We start from the raw sequence: 21,889 nt of genomic DNA on the forward strand, positions 1-21,889 counted from the left end.
GGATTACTTGTTGGTCTTGCCGAGCAAGGAGCGCTTCCATTCGGTAATCTTTGCAAAATGCCTGTCGGTAACGAGGATGCCTATTATCAGCATGCCGAACATTATTCCGAGGCAGATGCCGGAGATGAAGTCAAATACGGGTGAGCCGTTTTCGGGCCCGACGAAAAGGCCTATAAGATAGATGATGCCGCATACGGTTGACGCGCCGAACATCAGCTGGAATCTCCTTAACACCTTCTGCATGTGGTCGTCAGTATAATCTGCTGCCATGAGCATTGTTTCTTTTAATTCTTTGTCCATTGTCTCGTTTTTCCTCTCGCCGTTGAAGATTTCCCTCATGTCGACATCGTAGAGATCCGCAAGCTCGACCAGGATGGCCAGGTCGGGAAGATTGCTTCCTGTTTCCCATCTTGAGACTGTCCTTCTTGAGACATTCATCTTATCTGCAAGTTCTTCCTGTGTAAGGTTCTTTTCCTTGCGGAGTGTCTTAAGAAATTCACCGATCTTCTGCTGATCCATTTTCGTCTGCCTCCCTTGAGTGATGGCTTGAGTCTAGCTTCAAGCGGCCTCGAAAAACAGGACACAAAACGAGCAAACGCCCTGTTTCCGCGGATGGGACACAGGATGTCCCATGGCTTCGAACATTATACCATTGAGGGAAAGTTCAGTATTTCATGTCCTGCACACATTGTTTATTATCATTATTTTTTTTAGAATGTATGGCAGAAACAGGACCGCTGAAGATTACTTCTTTCCGGTCCGTCAGGGGGATAACAGATGGATATTTTATTCAAGACAGAAGGGGACGGTAGATCCTGTACGCTTTCCGCTGAGACGGTAAAGGACATCGCGCTCCACGAGGTCATAGACTTCATGACCGCCGACCAGGAAGAGCAGGAGATACTCCGTGACATCATGGTGAAGATCCCTCAGGATCCTTCAGACATGATCTACCGTCAGGAGATCGTAAAAGACTTTATGGCAAATGAGAGCCTGAGGAATGCCGTCAGGCAGTCCATAGATTCCATAAAGATCCTTCAGTACTACGGCAACGGTGCCAAGAGGCTGCACGACCGCGACGATTCCCTGTCGTCACTTCTCGAGCGATTAAGAGAGCTCAAGGTCTTTGTCGAAGTTGTTGAATCCTTATATACCGCATTGTGCGAAAACGACATCAAGGCAGAAGGCCTCATCTCGCTCCGTGAATCGCTGAAGGAGACAGTCGAGGACGAGAACTTCAAATCCGTCAAGCCCGACATCGTCAAGATCCACGACGATCTGTCCTCAGCCAAGGGAGCCGTCGTCGGCGTGACCTTTACTCCCGATCTGGATATTGACACCGTCTCGGCCATAGAGATCGTCGACTATAAACCCAGATCGACATATACCATCATGGACATCGCCGTCGGGTCAAAGATCAAGACGCCTTTCAACGACGTCAAATACCGCGATCCGCTCCTGGCCGCCATGACGCCTCATATCAAGAAGCACCTGAGGAAGCATTACGGTGAGGTCAAGCGCCTCATCACGAAGCACTCCGGATACGACTCGCGCCTTCTGACAAACCTCTACAACGGACTTGTTTTCTATCTCAACGTGGCGGATCTCGGAAAGAAACTCGCCGACCGCGGTTATGAGACCACGTTTCCGGAGATCGTTCCGGACAAGGAACTCGGGATAAAGGATCTCTACAACATCCGTCTCGCGATAACCTCACAAAAGGAGATCGTAAAGAACGACTTCTCCTTCTCGGACAATGAGAAGATCTTCATCCTCACGGGTCCGAACAGGGGAGGAAAGACGATCCTCGAACAGGGTCTGGGCCTCATCTCCGTCATGGCATCGCTCGGCATGTTCGTCACCGCGGGTTCATGCAGCGGAATGCCTTTCGGAAACATCCTCACGCACTTCCCGATCGACGAGAACCTGACGATCAATTACGGAAGACTGGGTGAAGAGGCAGTAAGGATCAAGGAGATAGTAAAGCTTGCCGGCGCGGATACACTGATACTCTTTAACGAGACCTTCTCCACGACTTCGGCGGCCGACGCGCTCTACCTTTGCAAGGACCTTCTGCACATACTTAAGGACAAGGGCTCGGGAGTTATCTTCAACACGCACATACATGAGCTCGCTTCCTGCATTCCCGAGATGAATGCCTGGGAGGGAAGCAGTAAGATCGTCAGCATCGTAATGGAGATAAAAGACGATAAGAACACGTTCAGGGTAAAGCGCAGCGCGCCCGACACGAGCTCTTATGCCAGGAATATAGCTGAGAAATACGGTATCACTTACGAGCAGATGAAGGGCGCGGAGTGACGGGAAATTTGCGTTGCTGCTAAGGCGGCGCGGAGTGATGATCAGTATGCGCTGCTAAGGCGACTCGGAGTGATGATCAGTATGCGCTGCTGCTAAGGCGCGGGGGATATCGAAATGAAAAAGTGTTTGTCTTCAGTTCTCGCATTTACCATGCTCGCTTCAAGTGTCTTTAGCCGCTAATGTTCTTGAATTCATACCCCTGCGCGGTAACTATCTTGATGGACGCGACCTTTTTGTCAGTCATGAGCACGCAGTACGGATAGTCCAATGCCTCGGTTACCATGGACATAGGATCAGGTGAAGTTTCTTCGACCGTGACGATCAGGGTCTGACCGTCCATTCCGATGTCGACGATCTTGATATCATATCCGCCAGTATTTTTAAGGCCTGAGCAGATAACGTAATAATATGGGGAGTTTTCCTCTTCGAGCATGTCGATGTAGTAGCCTCTGTCCTTTTCCATTGAACGGTAAGAATCGCGCCCCGGGAGTTTATATTCATAACCGCCGATGCTTCCGCTCTCGGGAAGATCGCCGTTTGCATCTTTTGCGGATACATATTCAGGTCTTTTGGTTACCAGCTCTATGCTGGTCTGTGTGGTGCCGGCCGCGCTGCCTGTGCCGGTGTTCTTAAGATTCTCTCTGCAGCCTGTGACGATCCCCGCCATGATGGCAAAAGCAATTGTGGTGCAAAGTGTTGCCTTGATGCCGCTGTTCATTTTATGTTCCTCCGTTGATTGTCTTTGCCATATATACAGACGGTGCTTCCTGAATGTTGCAGCGTCTGCGTAAAACTGTCTTCCGGCATTGCTTCTTACAGCGTGGACAGGGGTTCTTATTATCCCGTTTTCGAAATGCACGGTTAGATTATAACAGTCCGCCTTGTGGTAGAATAAACCTATGAAAGAACTGGTATTTTCTTACATCAAAGACATGTATGGCGTGCTGCCTGAATATCCGTGGGAGAAGTACGACGACAACGCCGTTTTCAGGCACGTTGACAACAAAAAGTGGTTTGCCCTGGTCATGGAGGTCAGAGGGGACAAGCTCGGCCTGAAGACAAAGGGACACATTCCCGTTATCAATCTCAAGGTCGATGACGCCTTCTTCCGTGACGTCCTCGTAAGACAGGAAGGGATAATGCCCGCCTACCACATGAACAAGGTCCATTGGATCACGGTGCTGCTGGACGGGACCGTTCCGGAGGGCAAGGTTTTCGATCTTATTGACATGAGCTATACGGCAACGGCGTCTTCGAAAAAGAAGCAGAAGGAGCGGGCGCCTAAGGAGTGGCTTATACCGTCAAACCCGAAATACTACGACGTTATCGCCGCTTTTGAGAAAGCCGATGAGATCGACTGGAAACAGGGTGCGGGCATAAGGACGGGCGACACGGTATATCTTTATGTCGGTGCTCCCGTATCTGCGATCCTTTATAAATGCAGGGTCACGGAAACTGACATTCCGTACTTTTACCAGGACAAGAACCTGACCATAAAAGCGCTCATGAAGATAAAGCTCTTGAGAAGATACGATAAAGACAGATTTACGTTTGCAGTGCTGAACGACGAATACGGAATATATGCCGTGAGGGGCCCGAGGGGCGTGCCTAACAGTCTGAGCTGCGATCTTAACGAATAGGAGGAAAAAATATGCCGCATGTAGAGATCAAGTGTTTTCCGGGGAGAACGGAAGAACAGAAGATGAGATGTGCAGAGGAAGTCACGAAGGCCATAACAGAGACGATGGGTTGCGACGCTTCGAGCGTTTCGGTCGCCATCAAGGAGATAGATAAGGCAGAGTGGAAGGACAAGGTTTTCGATCCGCAGATCGTTGCGGAAGAAGCATCACTCTACAAGAAACCGGGATATACCTGCGACTGACACGCATAAAAAGCAGATATCCGGTGTGATTGAATAGAACAATCTAATAAAAGCGACATTTTAAGGGTAAAATCTAGTTGTATCACCCTCAAAATGTCGCTATAATGTAATCGGAGGATGATGCTGATGAACGGTTACATTACGGATAAAGGAATAAGCGGAAGAGATATCAAGAGCTTGAGACTGAGGCTTAAGATGAGCCAGACAGCTTTTGCGGATTTGCTGAATGTCTCAAAAAAGACCGTAGAAAGATGGGAAAGCTCTGACACGGTAATAGACGGCCCGGTGGCAGTTGTTGCTTTTCTTATGAGGATGTATCCGGATATTTTAGACAAGATCAGGCTGCCCGAACAGGAATACCCTTTGAGACTGATCTATAAAGACGGAGATATGATCTGCGCCGTGATAGATGTTGATGAAGTAAAAAGACTCGTTAAGGTCACAAATTACCGCTACGATTGTATGGACCTTCCTTTCGGAAACAACAGGGAACCTGATTATGAGGAATATGAAGCTTTCCTTGAGTCCAGATGTTTTCCGCGGACAAGACACCGTGTTGACATCGAACTCGCGAAAATCGGGATCCCGTTTTATGATCCCTTGCAGATAATAGAAAAAACTGAAGGAAGAATGGCGGAAGACGGTTTCAATATCGAGGTTGTAAGACTATGATCGAACTCTTCGATACAGGCCGGTTTGAGATCGGCAGGGCATCTTCCAAAGGCAACCAGTTAAAGTGGAAAGCCGGAGATTATTGGTATAAGGCTGATTCGACAGGGTATGAGGGACTTGCCGAGTATGTCATCTCGCATATGCTTACTTATTCTGATCTTGAAAAAGAAGAGTATGTGCTTTACGGACTTGAGACGATTCGGTACAAAAACAAAGTAATGAACGGCTGTAAGAGCCAGAATTTTCTAAATGACGGCGAGATGCTGATAACGTTGGAGAGGCTTTATCATAATCACACGGGGCGGAGCTTTTATTCAGATGTGTACCTGATCAAAGATCACGTGGAAAGACTGAAGTATATAGTCGACAGAACTGAAGAAATGTCAGGAATCAAAGATTTCGGCATATATATGAGCAAGATCCTGACGATCGATACAGTCTTCCTTAATGAGGACCGGCATCTTCACAACATTGCGGTCATAAGAAAAAGAAACGGTGATTACAGGTTATGTCCGGTATTTGACTGTGGAGCGGGTCTGCTTTCCGATACGGGCATGGATTTTCCGCAGGGTACAGACATCTATGAAGCGATGAGAAATGAAGTTAAGGCGAAGACGTTTACGGAAGATCTTGATGAACAGCTCGAGATTGCGGAAAAGTTATATGGCTCTCATATTCATATCAATGCCGGCAGAAAAGAAGCAGAAGCGATTATCACCGCTGCTGAGATGTACGATGAAGCCATAAGAAAGCGTGTTATTGACATTGTTGTTTCAAGGATAGCCAAGTTCGGATATCTTTTCTGCTGAATGCAAGAACCCGCTGCGATAACGGCACAGCGGGTCCTTACGGGGACAAGAAGCAAACTATTATGAATGTTGTTTTCCTAAGTTAGTAATACGGGTCACCCCTGACCGTAGTAGGCATTGGCGCCGTGCTTTCTCAGATAATGCTTGTCGAGCAGAGTCTGCTGCATCCTTCCGGCTTCCGGGTTGAGAGTCATGGCATGATAATCCATGAATGCGACTTCTTCCATGACGACTGCATTATGTACTGCGTTGAAGGGATCCGTTCCCCATGTGAAAGGTCCGTGTGAGAAGACGTTTACTGCGGGGATCGCATCCGGGTCTTTGTCTGCAAATGTCTCTACTATTACGTTGCCCGTCTCTTTCTCGTACTCGCCCTTAATCTCCTCATCGGTCATGGGACGTGTGCAGGGGATGTCACCGTAGAAGTAATCGCCCTGCGTCGTTCCCATTGCGGGGATCGCCATGCCTGCCTGGGCGAAAGTTACTGCCCAGCGTGAGTGCGTGTGAACGACGCCGCCGATGTTGGGGAATGCCTTGTAGAGAACCACGTGTGTGGGTGTGTCAGATGAGGGCTTCCATTTGCCTTCGACGACTTTTCCGTCCAGGTCTACAACGACCATGTCTTCAGCCTTCATGACATCGTACTCGACGCCGGAGGGCTTGATTACAACAAGACCGGATTCGCGGTCGATGCCTGATACGTTGCCCCATGTGAATGTAACGAGTCCGTACTTGGGGAGGAGGAGGTTAGCCTCTAAAACCTTTTGCTTGAGTTCTTCTAACATCACATTACCTCCGTAGCTGTCTTTTCCATGGGAAGTGCTGCCTTGTATTTAGCGAGGAAATCGGCAAAGCCCTTAACGTCGGCATCATCAGCCATCACGCTTACGCTCTTGGAGCCTGCGAATACCTTGTTGTCGAGGTAGTCGGGGAGTGATTCGCCGTCTTCCTTGTTGATCATGTAGGAGACGAGGAGAGCCATTCCGTAAGGTCCGCCTTCGCCTGCAGTTTCCATTACGGACACAGGTGCGTTGACGGCAGCGCTCAGCATCTTCTGGCCGACTTCGGGAGTCTTGAAAAAACCGCCGTGGCCGTAGAGCTTGTCGATCCTTACGCTCTCGGTATCCTGAAGGATATCCATGCCGATCTTCAGAGTTGCAAGAGCAGAGAGGAGGTGAGTCCTCATGAAGTTTGCGAGCGTGAAATTGCAGTCGGGTGTTCTTGCGAAGAGCGGACGGCCCTCATCCAGGTCCGTAACGCCTTCACCTGAGAAGTAGTTGTAGGAAAGAAGTCCGCCGCAGTCGGGATCGCCCTTCAACGCAACCTGGAAGAGCTTGGTGTAGAGGTCGTTCTTTGAGATCTCAACACCGAATAACGAAGCGAACTGATCGAAAAGATTAACCCACGCATTGATGTCAGATGTGCAGTTGTTGCAGTGGACCATTGCGACGGGTGCGCCTGCCGGAGTGGTTACCATGTCGATCTCACGGTGAACGCCGAGAGCGTGATCTACAACGACCATTGCGAAGTCGGATGTACCGGCACTTACATTACCTGTGTATACACGAACGGAATTTGTGGCGACCATGCCAGTGCCTGCATCGCCTTCGCAGGGTGCGATCGGAATGCCTGCAGCGAGGTCACCGTCGGGATCTAAGAACTTTGCGCCTTCTTCCGTGAGCGTGCCTGCGTCGTCGCCTGCAACGAGAACCTTAGGAAGGATTGACAGCAGGTCGCCGCCTGTAAGGGCATTGAACTTGGAGACCATTTCCTGATCGTAATCGTTGGTCGTGCTGTCGATCGGGAACATGCCGGATGCCTCGCCGACACCCATGACCTTAAGGCCTGTGAGGCGCCAGTGGATATAGCCTGCGAGCGTCGTTAAGTAATCGATGTCGCCGACATGTGATTCATTATTTAATATCGCCTGATAGTAGTGAGCGATGCTCCAGCGCTGGGGGATGTTGAATCCGAGAACTTCAGTGAGCTTTTCGGCTGCTTCGCCCGTGATGGTATTGCGCCATGTGCGGAATTCCGCGAGTTGTTTTCCGTCCTTATCGAAAGGAAGATAGCCGTGCATCATGGCGGAGATGCCGATGCCGCCGACCTCTGTCAGAGTGACGCCGAACTTGGCCTGAACGTCAGCCTTGAGAGCCTTGTAGCACTCCTGGATACCCTTGTGGACCAGGTCCATGGGATATGTCCAGATGCCGTTTTCGAGACGGTTTTCCCACTCGAAATCACCCTGAGCGACAGGCAGATGGTCTTTGTCGATAAGTACCGCTTTGATGCGGGTGGAACCCAATTCGATTCCTAATGCTGTTGTCTTAAAGTCCACTTGTAAGAGCCTCCTGAAAATAAATTATTTCTTATTATTGTTCTTACGAGCAAGTATAACACTCTGAACGAGGAGGAAGATACAGAGCATTGCGGCAACAGTGATGTTAGTCCACCACGGATCGTCTAATCCCAGAGAGGTTACGATGTTCTTGATCGTGGAGAGCGAGAGAACGCCGAAGAGAGTTCCGACGATGTTTCCGACGCCGCCCGAGAGCATCGTGCCGCCGATGATGGATGAAGCAATGGCGTTCATCTCGGCGCCCGTTGCGTGCAGAGGCGATCCGGAACGTGCGTGGAGGAAGAAGAGGTAACCGCCGATGCCTGCGCAGAGACCGCAGAGGACATGGGCGAGGAACTTTGTGAGCTTAACGTTGATACCGAGCATGTTTGCGCTCTGGTTGTTTCCGCCGACAGCGTAGAAGTTGCGGCCGAGCTTGGTCCATCTCAGGAGACAGAACAGGAGAGCGACGACGAGGAGAGCGACGATGACGCCGATCTCGGCAAATGCCGGAATGAATTCGCCTGCCTTGTTGTATGAACCGATGAAGGGAAGGCTGACTTCAGTCTTGCTCAGAGCTTCAAAGCCGGGCTCGGTTACGCTGATACGGTCGCTGCATATGATGGTCGTAAGACCTTTGGCAAAGAACATTCCCGCCAGAGTGACTATGAAGGGCTGGAATTCGAGGTAAGCTACGAGGAATCCCTGAACGATGCCGAATGCGAGACCGATGCCCAGTGCGATCAGCATGGATGTGAGGACGTTGCCGCCTTTCATCTCGAGATTTACGGCGCATGCCATGCATACGAGACATGTGACCTGACCTACCGAGATATCGATTCCTCCGGTGATCATGACGAGCGTCATGCCGCAGGATAAGACCAAAAGTGAAGCATTCTCGTTAAGGATGTTGAAGAACATCTGGGGCTTAGTAAAACCCTTTCCGAGGAAGATGATCGCGCAGAGATACATTACGATGAATACCGCGATGGTAATTATGAGAAGGAGATTCGTATCTGTAAGAGAGGCGCGGCCTTTGAGTTTCTTTTCGCCTAATGCGTTGGAGTTTACAGACATATCAAGCAGCCTCCTTTCTTAATCTTGCAGCTGCACGCTTATTCTTCTGATCGGTGATCCACTTGCGTACGATGGGAGCGGACATGATGATGAGAAGGATGACTACGACAGCCTTGTAAGCGGAGATCGCACTCGAGCTTACCTTGAACTTGTAGAGAGTCGTCGTAAGGAACTGGATGACGTAAGCGCCGAGGATGGAAGCTGTCATGTTGAACTTACCGCCGCCTAAGTTGTTGCCGCCCAGAGCTACTGCGAGGATGGCGTCCATTTCGATATTGTTTGCGATGACCGCATAAGTAATGGATGAAGTACGTGATACCTTGATGAATCCGCAGACTGCAACGCAGACGCCAAGGATGATGAAGGTAAGGAGCTTGATCGTCTTGGGGTTGATACCGTTGAGTCTTGAAGAGGATGCGTTGATACCTACTGCCTGTGAGTAGAGTCTTAAGTTGGTGACCTTGAGAACGACAGCGATTATGATCATGCACAAAGCACTGATGAATACCGGCGTCGGGATCGGGATAGCGGGAAGGAAGTTTCCGAAGTATCCGAATCTCGTATCGTTGATGGAGATGTTTTCGTTGTTGTTGATCCATGCCGCGATCGAACGTCCTGCTGTAAAGAGGATAAGCGTTGCGACCATCGGCTGTATCTTGAAGTAAGCGACGAGCGCGCCATTGAATGCGCCGAAGAGAGCGGAAACGATTACGCAGAGTATGAAGGCGCCGATCATGATGCCTGCGAACTCTCCGCCGGAGATGCCTTCGGAGTAGCCCTTGACGACCCTTAATACGACGGATCCGGCAATGGCGATCGCGGAACCTACAGAGATATCCTGACCGCCTGAAGCAGATGTTACGAGTGTCATTCCTATCGCGAGGATCGCAAGCTCGGAAGCGTTATCGATTATGGATATAAGGTTTCCTGAGAGGATGTAATATCCGGTGCTGCTGGGTTCGAGCGAGATCTTGAAGAAAGTGGGATCCGCAGCCAGATTGAATACGACCAGCAGCAGGAGTGCTGCGAGCGGGATGAAGAGCTGGTTTGAAACAAGCTTGCTGAAAAAACCTTTTGCGGAATTTCCGGAGCTTAATTTATTCTCGGATGTTGTCATTTGGATTCACCTCCGGCGATAGTTGCCATGATCTTATTCTGGTTGAGATCGTCGCCCTTGAGCTCGCCTACGACCTTGCCGTCACGCATGACTACAAGACGCGAGCAGGTGCGGATCATCTCGTCTATCTCGGAAGATATGAACGTGACGCTCTTGCCTTCCGCTGCAAGTTTCAGTACGAGTTTCTGTATCTCGACTTTTGTTCCGACGTCGATACCTCTTGTAGGCTCGTCGAGGATGAGATATACGGGGTTTGCAAGAAGCCATCTTGCAAGGATTACCTTCTGCTGGTTGCCGCCCGACAGTGACTTGATAGGTGTCTCTGAAGAAGCGGTCTTGATGTTGAGGAGCTTGATGTATTCATCCGCAAAAGCCTCAGCCTGTGCTTTCGTAAACGGTTTGAAGAATCCCCTCATGACCTGGAGTGCCAGGATGATGTTGTCTCTTACCGAGAGGTCGCCTACGATGCCGTCGATCTTTCTGTCCTCAGGCAGATAGCTGATACCGTGCTTCATGGCATCCAACGGTTTTCTTATCTTTACTTCTTCGCCGTCGATCTTTACCGTGCCGCCGATTACTCTGTCAGCGCCGAAGATCGCACGTACGCTCTCTGATCTTCCTGATCCCAGAAGTCCCGTAAATCCGTTTACTTCGCCCTTGTGGATCTCGAAATCGAAAGGCTTGATCCCGGTCGTTCCCGTAAGTCCCTTTGCCTCATATACGGGAGTGCTGTTATAGTCGATCTTCTCAGCATCCGAATCGCTCTTGATCTCGGCCATGTCGTCGAAATCCTTACCGAGCATCTTGGATACGAGCTGGACTCTCGGCAGATCCTCAATTATGTATTCGCCAACGAGCTGACCGTCGCGCAATACCGTGATGCGGTCGCACACTTCGTAGACCTGTTCCAGGAAGTGGGTAACGAATATAATGCCTACGCCCTTTGCCTTCAGGTCGCGCATGAGCTTGAAGAGTTTCTGAACTTCCTGTTCGTCGAGGGAAGATGTAGGCTCGTCCAATATGAGTACTTTACAGTCCATGTCGACTGCTCTGGCGATGGCTACCATCTGCTGTACCGCGATGGAGCAGTTTCCGAGCTGTTCTGCGGGATTTGCGGGGATGCCGAGCTCATCGAGGAGCTTTCCCGCGTCGCGGTTGATCTGCTTCCAGTTTGTGAAAGCGCCCTTAGTACGGGCTATATACATATTCTCCGCAACTGTAAGGTTGGGGCAGAGAGTGATCTCCTGATAGACCGTGGCGATGCCGTGATTCTGGGCATCCTGAGGTGACTTGATATGGATCGGATCATCAGATCCCTTAAGCCACACTTCTCCTCCGTCTTTTGGATATACGCCGGTCAACACCTTGATGAGTGTTGATTTTCCTGCACCGTTCTCGCCCATCAGCGCATGGATCTCGCCTTCGCGTAAAGTGAAATCTACCTGCTCAAGAGCGCGCACACCCGGGAAATATTTACATATCCCGCGCATTTCCAAGACAGCGCCTTTTTCCATGGTCTTCTCCTCCTGTTGTTTTCCTTAAATGTTCCTTCATTAAAAAGAATGTGCGATGCGATGAGATTGCATCGCATCGCACAATTCCTGTGGTTTGCTAAATACTAATTAACGAATTACCTTTATCAGATACCGTACTTAGTAACGTCATCAGCTGTGATAGTTGTAGCGTCGAAGCCCTTCTCTTCCATGATGACTACCTTCTGCTTAGCACCATTCTTGATGATGTCGTTGATGTAGGAAGCCTGGAAAGGATTGCACTGACCATCGTAGTTCCAGTTGCCGTTTACGAGTTCCTGAAGTGCCCAGGAGTTGCAGTCGAAACCGATGATGATAACGTCCTTGCCGACGCCGTGAGAGATGTTAGCCTTATCGAGAGCTGCAACAGCACCCTTAGCCATGTTGTCGTTCTCTGCATAGATAACGTTGAAAGACTCGCCGGAATCGATAACAGCCTGAACGATCTGCTGAGCTGTCTCTTCAGACCACTCTGCTGTCTGCTGTGTAACGATGCTCCAGTTGGACTCTGCAGCTACCTTAGTATCAAGAGCGCCGGAACGGCCGATCTGAGCGGAAGAGCCCATAACGCCCTGGATGTGTACGATCTTGTATTCAGGAAGGTTCTGTGATGCGAGCCATGAAACTGCCTGCTCACCTTCCTTAGCCATATCGGAAACGATAGATGCTTCATAGAGATCTTCGCTTGCGTCGATTGTTCTGTCGAAGAGGATTACCTTGATGCCGGCCTTCTTAGCCTGCTCAAGAACGCCGTCCCATCCGCTTGTACCGGCAGCGGAGATGAGGAGATAGTCTACGTCGTCCTGGATGAACTTCTGAGCTGCAGCGATCTGCTCTTCATTCTTAAGTGAATAATAGAAGGAAGCCTCATAGCCGTTAGCCTCAGTAAATGTTGCCTTCATGTCTTTGTCGTTAGCTGTACGATAACCTGACTCGTTAGGATCGTTGTTGATGATACCAACTTTGATCAACTTGTTTCCGCCACCGTTTCCACCTTTACCGCCGCCGGCGCAAGCGCATACTCCGATTGCCATAGCAGCAACGAGAAGGGAAGAAACCAACAGTTTAACCAATTTCTTCATAATGATTCTCCTTTTCATTTTGAGATTTTTTCCCGGACCGTCTGGAAGTCCGATGTACTCTGCCCCAAATAAACACCCAACGCCATATATCCGCAACGAATCTCGTATGCCCTTATGAGAATGGTAAAACTGCATAAATACAGATATTCCTTTTTCGCGCCGTTTGCGGACAGATCCGCACATAAACCATGGTTTCTGTTTGGAAATGTCGAAAATCTTTTGCGTATTTGTCGAAAAATTTACGGTAACCTTTTTGCACCGTTACGTCTTTTCCCATTGTCATATTGCCCAACCTGTCCCGCAACACTCCGAAATCATCACATCACAGGTCCTGAAGAGGATAAATTTTCCTCCGTTTATCAGGTCGGAAATTTTACGTCAAATATTTATCGTATATTCACGGACACCGCGGAAATATAATTAATGTAGTTAAAAGGAGTCCGATGTCCCGTGGCTGAGAAGTATACAGTTGTAGTAAATAAATTAGAACTTGAACTCAAGCGCATGAGAGCGGAAGGGAAGACGAAGCTTCCTTCCGAGAAGGAACTCTGCAGCACTTTTTCGTGCAGCAGACAGACCGTCCGCACCGCACTTGAGATCCTCGAGGCTAAGGGTCTGATCGTCAAGCGGCGAGGATCGGGATCTTACTTGGCTGACGATACGGCGCGCAACATGACGGTCTTCTATATCACCGACGACTGCGACAGGTATCAGAACCCCGCGCTGATCTCGGGACTTAAGACGGAACTTGCAGCTTCAGGATATGAACTTAAGACATTTTCCTCATCCGGAAGAAGCAGTGAAGAGGCTGCTGCCATAAAGCGTGCGATCGGGGAACGCGCTGCCGCCGTCATAATCGAACCATCCCGTGATCTTATCCCCGGCCCCGTCACAAGACTTATTGAAGAGGCTTTTGATTCACGGATACCCGTCATCTGGTGCAATGCCGCATACCCTCCCGAAGGAACATTTTGCGTTGCTCCCGACTACAGAAGAGGCGGAAAGAAGATAACCGATCAGTTTAAGGAAAACGGCCGCAGGAAAACGGCCTGCGTCTTCCGCATGGATTCTTCTCAAGGCCGCGAAGGATACGAGGGATACATCGACTCTGTATTCGGCACGGATCTTCCGTTCGAGGATTACGGCGCACTCCTTCTGACATACGATCAGGAAAAGGAAATAATATCAGGCCGTGACGAAGTCCTCTCCGCATTTTTGGATAAGGTATCTTCTTATTATGATGCTCTTGTCTGCCAGAACGGCATGCTCGCACATCAGGCGATCTGTCTGCTCCGTAAAAAAGGGATTTCCGTTCCTGAAGACATCACCATCGCATGCTTTGACAGCGGCTGCTATTACCGTGATTACGGTGACGGCATGACAGCTTTAGGATACGATAACGGAGTTCTCTGCAAAGCGCTCGCGAAGACTGCTGTCTCGCTTGCCGAAGGACGGAGCGCGAAAGATGTTACCATTCCGCTCAAGTGGATGGAGTAGACAGATAGATGAGTATGCTTTTATGTTCCCGACGCTCAAGTCAATTAACTGATAACTATTGGAAATAGGGCGTTTTCGGGTACAAACTGAAAATTTCCACCCCAAACCACCCCATAACCTCTCATATTTGAGAGAAGTTATGAGAAAAACATTGTAGTCCAGACTACTAGGAGAAATGTCCAACGGCACCCTGATCATAGTGATTGGGGTGTTGCTTTTGTTTGTGAAATCATTTTGTATTGATAATTAACTCTGATAATTGGCCGCAAAAGTAAACCTGAAAGCCGTTAAACACCTCAATAGTCCAATTAACAGCACATATGTTCTGTTAGAATGATATTAACAAAAATGGAAAAAGGAGGTACAGCATGAAAGAACGTGATAGGAAGCTCAGTGAGGAAGACATGCTGCGGGTAAGAGCCCTTCGTCTGATTGATGACGCATTCATGACAGTATGTTTTGACGGCTACATCGAAGGCGCACAGTTGTTGCTGAACATCATCCTAGACAGGGATGACCTGACAGTAACAGAGGTCAGGTCGCAGAAGGTGCTTAAGAGCCTTAGGGGACGTGATGTCTGGTTAGACATCTATGCAACCGACAAGGAGGGTGTCAGATATAACGTTGAAGTCCAGAGGGCTGATAAGGGAGCAGACATCAAGCGTGCAAGATATCACTCGAGCATGATTGATGCTGATATGTTGAACCCGGGAGATGATTTCTCGGAGTTAAACGAGAACTATGTGATCTTCATAACCGAGAATGATGTGATGGGTCTTAACAGGCCTATATACCGCATAGAAAGGCATATCGAAGCAGACGGTTACTTGCCATTCAATGACGGAGAACATATCATATACGTAAACGGATCGGCAAGAGTGCCGGAAACGGCACTTGGAAAGTTAATGAGCGATTTCTTCTGTACTGAAGCAGAGGAAATGAACTACAAAGAGTTATCGGACAGGGTTAGGTTTTATAAAGAAACAGAGAAAGGAGCGAAGACTATGGGAAGCGTAATAGATGAGTTGAGAGAAGAGGGAGAAATGAAGGCAAGAACTGAAAATGCTCTTAAAATGCTTGCCAACAACAAGTTAACTTTGGAAGAGGTTGCTGAATATTCCGGTCTTTCTCTTGAGAAGATCAGGGAGCTTGCGGGAAACAAGACAGCATAAGACCTACAGATATAAACGGTTATTCGACAGGGTTGCTCAAGTATGATGAGCGGCCCTGTTTTATCGGTTGATATCGGATTTATAGATGCAAGTGTTATTTGGATCGTTGTGATCTTACCGGAGATCAGTATTCCCTTGCGTCCACGAATTCCTGAGTGAGGTCTTTTGAGGTGTAGGCGGATTCGTCGACATATACGTGCTTGGGGATGGTCTCGCCGTTCCTGTATTTCTCGATGAGGTCTTTTACCTGCGGACCGAACATCGGGTTGCACTCGACACAGAGGTTGATCCTGCCGTCGAGGCAGTACTGGAGGGCTTCTTTGGTGGCATCGAATGTGATGATCTTTACCTGGCCGCCTTCGCCGTAAGTGATGCCTGCTTCGTCAAGTGCTCTCATGGCGCCGAATGTCATGTTGTCATTCTCGCTGTAGAGCACGTCTATGTCCTGATTTTCTTTAAGGTATTCGGTCATTACTTCGTATGCTTTTGCTTCAGTGAAGTCGCCGTAGAGCTGGCTTGTTATTACCCAGTCGCTGTGGGCGGCGACTGCGTCTTCGAGGGCTTTGGTGCGCTGGATCTGAGCGGTTGCACCGATGGTTCCCTGAAGGTGCAGGATCTTAACGGTTGTTTCAACCGGTGTCGAACCATCGGGTTCCTCTTCTTCGGATAAGGTTTCTTTCGCTGTTTCCTGCTCGAGCCATTCGACCGCAAGGTTGCCCTGGCGGAGGAAGTCGGAGCCGATGTTGGTGAGGTAGAGGTTGTCGTCCCAGACTGCCACTGAACGGTCCATGATGATGACGGGAATGCCGGCGTCGTGGACTTCGGTAAGGACCGTGAGCCAGCCTTCCTCGACCGTGGGTGCGATGATTATGAGGTCGACGCCGTCAAGGATGAAGCGCCTTACTGAGGCGAACTGGTTTTCCTGCTTCTGTCTTGCATTTTCCATAATGAATTCGTAGTCCGCATCGAATGCGAACGTATCGGTCATGGATTTGGTATTTGCGATACGCCAGTCTGATTCTGAGCCTACCTGTGAGAAGCCGATGACGAAAGCGCCGTTTTCCGTAGGTTCGGTCGGCTTGGTGCCAGTGCATCCGGCAAGGCCAAGGATCATGGATATGCAAAGCAGGATACTAAAGAATCGTCTCATTATCTATGTCCGCCTTTCCGGGTATCTGAATGCTTATGGAAGTTCCTTCCTGGGGTTTGCTCTCGATGTCGAAGGTGAAGGCTTCTCCATAGAGGATCTTAAGTCTCTTGTATGAGGACGTAAGGCCGAAGCTTGTTGTATCCTCGTTTAATACTCTCGTCTTTAATACTTCGAGTTCCTCGCTGTTCATGCCGAGACCGGTGTCTGATACCTTGAGGATTATGTTGTCGTCTTCGCGTGTACCGGTGACTATTATCTTTCCCTTGCCGCGCTTGGGCTTGAGCCCGTGGTAGATCGCATTTTCCACGAGGGGCTGCAGTGTCATCTTGGGGAGCTTGGTGTCTTCAATGGAAGGGTCGATGTTGATCTCGTATTCCATGATGTCCCTGTAACGGACCTGCTGGATCTCAAGGTAGCTCTGGATGTGCTGCTTTTCCTCGGCTACGGTTACGATGTCGCGGCCGTCGCTCAGGAACGAGCGGAAATAAGATGAAAGGCTCGTTACCATCTGTTCGGCCTGATCGTTCTTGCCGATCTCGATGAGCCAGACGATCGCGTCAAGCGTGTTGTATAGGAAATGAGGATTGATCTGTGCCTGGATGAGCGAGAGTTCGATGTCCCTCAGCTTGATCTGCTCCTGGCGGTTCAGTTCTATCTGCCTGTCGAGCTTGGCCGCCATGTCCTCGATACCGGCGCTGAGGAGCGCAAGGCTCGGGTCGTCGGTCTCGACAGGGGTCTGCGGACTCAAGTCGCCGCTACCGATCTGTTCGACTCGGCTGTTCATGGCGACGATGGGTTCGGTGATGCTTTTCGAGAGCTTGACGGCACGGCTTAAAACGACAGGTATGACTATCAGCATGACGAGCACGACGAAGACGATCTCGATCGTGAGCCAGAAATCGAGCTGCTTCTGGATGCTCGCCATCTCGCCGGCTTCGTAGTACAGATAGGAATACATGTAGTCTTCGATGAGCTGCGTGATGCCGTAGATGTTCGACTCGAGCTGGTCCATGCGGTCGTCGTAGCTCTTTGTCCTCTCGATGCGCTGTATGTATGTGCTCAGGTTGTCGCAGAGCGAAAGAACGTTGGTCATGGCTTTGCGTCCGTCGGGATTTGAAGTGTTCTTCAGAAGGTCTTCCGCGAGCATCCTTGCGGAAGCGACGTCCTCCCACGGAAGCTCGCTGCTCCTGCCGCTGACGTACTGGTACATCTGCTCGTCGACCTGGTTCTTGAAGTCCTGGTTGAAGCCCGATACCTTGACGATGTTGCCCGACACAGACGCGTACATCAGGTTACGGGTGAGGATCATGGCGAATATGATTATCAGGATGCCCGCGATCGGGATGAACATCTGAAACATGAGGCGGTACATCTTTTTCTGTACCGTGTTTGCAGTCTTCCTCCTGTCAGAAGGAGCGCTCATTCTTCCTCAGTCTCTCCGTTGCGGTACTGGCTGGGTGTGCAGCCCTGGTTCTTCTTGAATACGAATGAGAAATATCTCGGATCTTTGTAGCCGATCTCGTTGGCGATCTCGCCCGATTTCTTGCTCGTGCTGCGCAGCAGGATCCTGGCTTTCGCCATTCTCTTCTTGGTGATGTATTCGACGAACGACAGTCCGACCTTGTTTGAGAAGAGCGCGCTCAGGTAGTTGGCGCTGATGTTGATTTCCTCAGCGACGGAATCAAGAGAGATGTCTTCGTCGGCATAGTGTTCATTGATGTAGTCCACGGCATTGTTGATGATGTCGTTGCCGCGCTTCTGGGCTTCGGCATCCCTCATCTTTATGGCGACCGTCAAGGCCTCCTTGAGATAAGGTTTTACTTCTTCGGCCGTGATGTTGGTGTCGAAAGTGGGAAGGCTGTTCGCGATCTCTTCCGAATCGACCTCGGCCTCTTTGAGCGCGAGCTCGACGTTGACCCTTATGCTTACCAGAAGATAGTAGCGGAAAAGGATCGAATGCACGCTCGACTCAAGGCTCTGCAGGTATTCGTCCGTGAATGTATCGACTTCGTTCAGCGTACCTGTCTGAACGAAATAGCGGATGATCATGGGGTCGAACTTCCCGGCATCTATCTTGTTTATTTGGCTCTCATCAGGAATATACTGTTCGGTCTTGAGCTGCTCGGAGGTGAAGATATGCTGGTTAGGGAAGATGTGCCTGTATGCAAAAGCCCTGTTCGCATCCTGGTAGCAGGATGAAAGGCCGCTCAGTCTGTTGGTGGCGACGCCGACCGCGACATGCCAGTCGAGGGTGGACGACGGCTCGCACTGCTGCATTATCATCTTGACGCACTTGTCCTCCATCCGCTTTAAGTTCTCCTCGTCGCCCTTGATGAGGACGGCATAAGAGAAGATATTGCATCTGAAGATTATGTAGTCAGGGTACTGGAGGAACTGGTTCAAAAGGTTCTCCGTGACGCCTGATGCATTGCCTGAATATGTGGACTGGTCAAGGTCCCTAATAGAGAAAATAACAATGTTATATCCGTCTGCTGCGAGGTTCAGGTGGAGCTTGTCGGCCTCCTCGTAGATCTCCTGGACGGAAAGCGAGCCCTCGACGAGCTTCTCAAAGAACACCCTGTGAGTCAGTCGCTCGAACTTTTTGAATTCCTGCTCGTAGAGCTTGACGTAATCTTTCTGTTCATTCTCTTCGGTGATCTTTTTCCTGACTCCTTCGAGCGCATTGATCATGTCTGTCTTGGTGACGGGCTTTAAGAGATACTGCTCGACGCCGATCTCGATCGCTTTTCGCGCGTACTCAAAATCACTGTAGCCTGAGATTACGATTATCTTGATGTTCGGAAGTTCCTTTGTGACGGTCTTGCTCAGGGAAAGACCGTCCATGAAGGGCATGGTGATGTCTGTGATGAGGACGTCGGGCTTGAGCTTTCTTATCATGGGCAGGGCCATCTCGCCGTCGGGTGCATCGCCGACGAACTCGAAACCGTATTTCTCCCACGGGATCATATCGCGAAGGCCTTCGCGCACGATACTCTCGTCTTCACAGATAAAAACCTTGAATAATTCCATCAGATACCCTCCGCTCGTGTTCTTTATTGTAACACAGAGCCCGATTATTAAGCACTTTAACCTACAAACAGGGTATGTGACTTATGAATTGCCGTAAGTTTGGTTTTCGGGCGGGTAATCGCACATATCAGTTTCATGGAGTATAATATTTTCAAGGGTGTTCTCTATTGTTTGAGGTAAAAGATTTTTTATAGAGGCAAAACGGAATTCGGGAGGGCGGACCGGATAACACAGGTGATGGTGTTGACGGTTCCGGTTTTGAAGTAGATGAGCGAAAAGAAGATCAAGGTGTGCTTAGTGGGCTCGTCCGGCGGGCATCTGGATCATTTATATCTTTTAAAGCCGTTCTGGGAAGACAAGGAACATTTCTGGGCAACTTTCGACAAGGAGGATGCCAGGAGCCTTTTGGTGGGCGAGAAGATGTATCCGGTTTACTATCCGTCGAACAGGAGCATTAAGGCGCTCATTATCAATACCCACAGAGCCATAAAGATCCTTCGCAAGGAGAGGCCCGACCTCATAATATCTGCCGGCGCCGCGCCTGCAGTCCCGTTCTTTTTTGTCGGGAAGATGCTGAAGTCGAAGCTGATCTTCATCGAGACTTTCGACCGGATTAACGAGGCGTCGCTCACGGGAAAGATGTGCTATAAGATGGCAGACGTGTTTATAGTCCAGTGGGAGGATATGAAGAAGATCTATCCCAAGGCAGTATATCTGGGGAGCATTTTCTGAGCATGATAGTCGTTACCGTAGGAACACATGAGCAGCAATTCGACAGGCTGGTGGCCTGTGTGGACAAGTGGGCTGCGGATCACGATGAGGAAGTCATCGTCCAGACGGGATATTCCACGGTCGAACCCAAGCACTGCAAATGGCAGAAATTCTATAAGCAGAGCGAGATGGATCAGTTCATCGCAGATGCCCGCATAGTCATCACCCACGGCGGTCCCTGCTGCTATAACGAGGTCATCCAGATCGGAAAGGTGCCGATCGTTGTCCCTAGGAGCCACAAGCTCGGCGAGCACATAGACGATCACCAGATCGAGATATGCCGCGAGTTCAAAAGACGCTACAAGAACATCATCCTTATTGAAGACATAAATGAGCTGGGATACAGCATCGACCATTATGATGAGCTTATAAAGGACATAAAGCTCGATTCGAAGTTATCGCATAATGCCGAATTCTGCGGGGAGTTATCCAAGATAGTAGACCGGTTGTTTGAATGAGGCGGTGACCGGCATGCCTGATAAGACGAACCTGTCCATTGTCGTACCTGTCTATAATGCAGAGAGATATCTCCCCATGTGTCTTGATTCGCTCCTTGCGACCGAAGGAATAGATGAGACTGAGATAATACTTATCGACGACGGCTCGACGGACGGTTCGGGTGCCGTGGCAGACAGGTATGCGGAAGAGCACTCTAATATCAGCGTGATACACAAGGAAAATGAAGGCGCCGCCGCCGTGCGCAATCTGGGCATAGAAAAAGCCAGAGGCAAATATATCTTCTTCTGCGATTCAGACGATGAGATCGTGCCTGAACTTTTTAAGAAGGTCATCAGGCTCACTTCGGCATCATCGTGCGACGTGTTCCTGTGGGACTGCGGGATAATGTATGAAAAGAAAGGCCTGCTGTCGCATAAGGACGATTCGTATTTCTCGCACTGCGGTCTCGAAAGAACGGAGAAGGACTATACCGGCAGGCAGGTCGTAGAGTCGCTCGTAAGAGACGGGAAAGGACTTATTGCCAGCGTCTGTCTGGGAGCATATAGAAGAAGCTATCTTTTAGAGAATGATCTTTATTTCGAGAAGGGGACGCTCTACGAAGACGAGCTGTGGATACCACGCGTTTTCCTGGGCGCGAAGAGCGTGCATTACATCCCGGAGAAGATATATCTTTACAGGATACGTCAGGGCTCTGTCACCAATCCCGAGACAAAGGACATGAAGAAGAATGTCGATGCCATGATGCACGTATATCCCGCACTCTACAAATACTATGGAGAAGCTCTTTCCGGAGATCCTCTGAGGAGCCTCATGGAGGAGAACCTTACCAAAAGATATCTTCACATGATCTTGAAGTACCGCTTCTGGCGTTACGGCTACGGCAAGGAGATAGATAAGAAGCTGTTATGGCGCACCTCAAAAAAGTTAAGGCACAAGCTGATGGTATTGGCTGTTTACGTGTTTGCACACTGATAAAGGAAGA

Annotated in this window: 21 protein-coding genes; 10 read left to right on the forward strand and 11 right to left on the reverse strand. The window is 49.7% G+C overall.

Annotation, left to right across the window (positions count from 1 at the left end):
- Positions 1 to 3: 3 nt before the first annotated feature.
- Positions 4 to 519, reverse strand: coding sequence for a helix-turn-helix domain-containing protein (locus BO18_RS25690; protein ID WP_034450558.1), 516 nt, complete (start codon positions 517 to 519; stop codon positions 4 to 6).
- A gap of 258 nt (positions 520 to 777) precedes the next feature.
- On the opposite strand from BO18_RS25690, the gene BO18_RS25695 reads away from it, so the two are divergent.
- Positions 778 to 2,319 carry a MutS-related protein gene (locus tag BO18_RS25695; protein ID WP_034450560.1) on the forward strand — a complete coding sequence of 514 codons (1,542 nt, stop codon included), beginning with the start codon at positions 778 to 780 and terminating at the stop codon, positions 2,317 to 2,319.
- 169 nt (positions 2,320 to 2,488) lie between these two features.
- Here the strand turns inward: BO18_RS25695 and BO18_RS25700 are convergent, their stop codons facing one another.
- A complete protein-coding gene (locus BO18_RS25700; protein WP_034450562.1) occupies positions 2,489 to 3,037 on the reverse strand; it encodes a protease complex subunit PrcB family protein in 549 nt (182 codons plus the stop codon).
- A 181-nt stretch (positions 3,038 to 3,218) separates the two neighbouring features.
- On the opposite strand from BO18_RS25700, the gene BO18_RS25705 reads away from it, so the two are divergent.
- The 4 genes from BO18_RS25705 to BO18_RS25720 all read left to right on the forward strand — a co-directional run bounded on the left by BO18_RS25705 (position 3,219) and on the right by BO18_RS25720 (position 5,682).
- Positions 3,219 to 3,959, forward strand: a complete 741-nt coding sequence (locus BO18_RS25705) for an MmcQ/YjbR family DNA-binding protein (protein ID WP_034450563.1) — start codon at positions 3,219 to 3,221, stop codon at positions 3,957 to 3,959.
- Positions 3,960 to 3,970: 11 nt separating this feature from the next.
- The gene (locus BO18_RS25710; RefSeq protein ID WP_034450564.1) at positions 3,971 to 4,201 is read left to right on the forward strand and encodes a tautomerase family protein; all 231 of its coding nucleotides are present in this window, start codon (positions 3,971 to 3,973) and stop codon (positions 4,199 to 4,201) included.
- Positions 4,202 to 4,327: 126 nt separating this feature from the next.
- Positions 4,328 to 4,873: a helix-turn-helix domain-containing protein gene (locus BO18_RS25715; RefSeq protein ID WP_051689169.1), complete on the forward strand. Its 546-nt coding sequence runs from the start codon at positions 4,328 to 4,330 to the stop codon at positions 4,871 to 4,873.
- Positions 4,870 to 5,682, forward strand: coding sequence for a hypothetical protein (locus tag BO18_RS25720; protein WP_034450567.1), 813 nt, complete (start codon positions 4,870 to 4,872; stop codon positions 5,680 to 5,682). The genes BO18_RS25715 and BO18_RS25720 overlap by 4 nt, the downstream gene beginning before the upstream one ends.
- Before the next feature lie 95 nt (positions 5,683 to 5,777).
- On the opposite strand, the gene araD is transcribed toward BO18_RS25720, so the two are convergent.
- The 6 genes from araD to BO18_RS25750 form a co-directional block, all read right to left on the reverse strand.
- Entirely contained in the window at positions 5,778 to 6,467 is a 690-nt protein-coding gene (gene araD / locus BO18_RS25725; protein WP_034450569.1) for an L-ribulose-5-phosphate 4-epimerase, read from the reverse strand.
- Positions 6,467 to 8,020: a xylulokinase gene (locus tag BO18_RS25730; protein ID WP_034450570.1), complete on the reverse strand. Its 1,554-nt coding sequence runs from the start codon at positions 8,018 to 8,020 to the stop codon at positions 6,467 to 6,469. The genes araD and BO18_RS25730 overlap by 1 nt, the downstream gene beginning before the upstream one ends.
- Before the next feature lie 24 nt (positions 8,021 to 8,044).
- Positions 8,045 to 9,097, reverse strand: coding sequence for an ABC transporter permease subunit (locus BO18_RS25735; protein WP_034450572.1), 1,053 nt, complete (start codon positions 9,095 to 9,097; stop codon positions 8,045 to 8,047).
- A 1-nt stretch (position 9,098) separates the two neighbouring features.
- A complete protein-coding gene (locus BO18_RS25740) occupies positions 9,099 to 10,214 on the reverse strand; it encodes an ABC transporter permease (RefSeq protein WP_034450574.1) in 1,116 nt (371 codons plus the stop codon).
- Positions 10,211 to 11,728, reverse strand: a complete 1,518-nt coding sequence (locus BO18_RS25745; RefSeq protein ID WP_034450576.1) for a sugar ABC transporter ATP-binding protein — start codon at positions 11,726 to 11,728, stop codon at positions 10,211 to 10,213. Before BO18_RS25745 ends, BO18_RS25740 begins: the two co-directional genes overlap by 4 nt.
- Before the next feature lie 125 nt (positions 11,729 to 11,853).
- On the reverse strand, positions 11,854 to 12,828 hold the full coding sequence (locus BO18_RS25750) for an ABC transporter substrate-binding protein (protein WP_034450577.1): 975 nt from the start codon (positions 12,826 to 12,828) through the stop codon (positions 11,854 to 11,856).
- A 450-nt stretch (positions 12,829 to 13,278) separates the two neighbouring features.
- On the opposite strand from BO18_RS25750, the gene BO18_RS25755 reads away from it, so the two are divergent.
- A complete protein-coding gene (locus tag BO18_RS25755) occupies positions 13,279 to 14,325 on the forward strand; it encodes a GntR family transcriptional regulator (protein WP_034450579.1) in 1,047 nt (348 codons plus the stop codon).
- Positions 14,326 to 14,693: 368 nt separating this feature from the next.
- Positions 14,694 to 15,497, forward strand: a complete 804-nt coding sequence (locus BO18_RS25760) for a PD-(D/E)XK nuclease family transposase (RefSeq protein ID WP_034450581.1) — start codon at positions 14,694 to 14,696, stop codon at positions 15,495 to 15,497.
- Positions 15,498 to 15,621: 124 nt separating this feature from the next.
- On the opposite strand, the gene BO18_RS25765 is transcribed toward BO18_RS25760, so the two are convergent.
- Genes BO18_RS25765 through BO18_RS25775 form a run of 3 tightly spaced genes read right to left on the reverse strand, consistent with a single transcriptional unit; the run spans position 15,622 to position 19,677 of the window.
- Entirely contained in the window at positions 15,622 to 16,647 is a 1,026-nt protein-coding gene (locus tag BO18_RS25765) for an ABC transporter substrate-binding protein (protein ID WP_051689172.1), read from the reverse strand.
- The gene (locus BO18_RS25770) at positions 16,631 to 18,070 is read right to left on the reverse strand and encodes a sensor histidine kinase (RefSeq protein ID WP_051689173.1); all 1,440 of its coding nucleotides are present in this window, start codon (positions 18,068 to 18,070) and stop codon (positions 16,631 to 16,633) included. Before BO18_RS25770 ends, BO18_RS25765 begins: the two co-directional genes overlap by 17 nt.
- Positions 18,067 to 19,677, reverse strand: a complete 1,611-nt coding sequence (locus BO18_RS25775) for a response regulator transcription factor (RefSeq protein WP_034450582.1) — start codon at positions 19,675 to 19,677, stop codon at positions 18,067 to 18,069. The genes BO18_RS25770 and BO18_RS25775 overlap by 4 nt, the downstream gene beginning before the upstream one ends.
- A gap of 267 nt (positions 19,678 to 19,944) precedes the next feature.
- Here BO18_RS25775 and pssD point away from each other — a divergent pair, with 267 nt between their 5' ends.
- The 3 genes from pssD to BO18_RS25790 are packed head-to-tail and all read left to right on the forward strand — an operon-like array spanning position 19,945 to position 21,879.
- Positions 19,945 to 20,409 carry a PssD/Cps14F family polysaccharide biosynthesis glycosyltransferase gene (pssD, locus tag BO18_RS25780; protein ID WP_034450584.1) on the forward strand — a complete coding sequence of 155 codons (465 nt, stop codon included), beginning with the start codon at positions 19,945 to 19,947 and terminating at the stop codon, positions 20,407 to 20,409.
- A 2-nt stretch (positions 20,410 to 20,411) separates the two neighbouring features.
- On the forward strand, positions 20,412 to 20,906 hold the full coding sequence (locus BO18_RS25785) for a glycosyltransferase (RefSeq protein WP_034450586.1): 495 nt from the start codon (positions 20,412 to 20,414) through the stop codon (positions 20,904 to 20,906).
- A 13-nt stretch (positions 20,907 to 20,919) separates the two neighbouring features.
- Positions 20,920 to 21,879, forward strand: a complete 960-nt coding sequence (locus BO18_RS25790) for a glycosyltransferase (RefSeq protein WP_051689174.1) — start codon at positions 20,920 to 20,922, stop codon at positions 21,877 to 21,879.
- Positions 21,880 to 21,889: the final 10 nt, after the last annotated feature.

Source organism: Butyrivibrio sp. AE2032 (assembly GCF_000702965.1).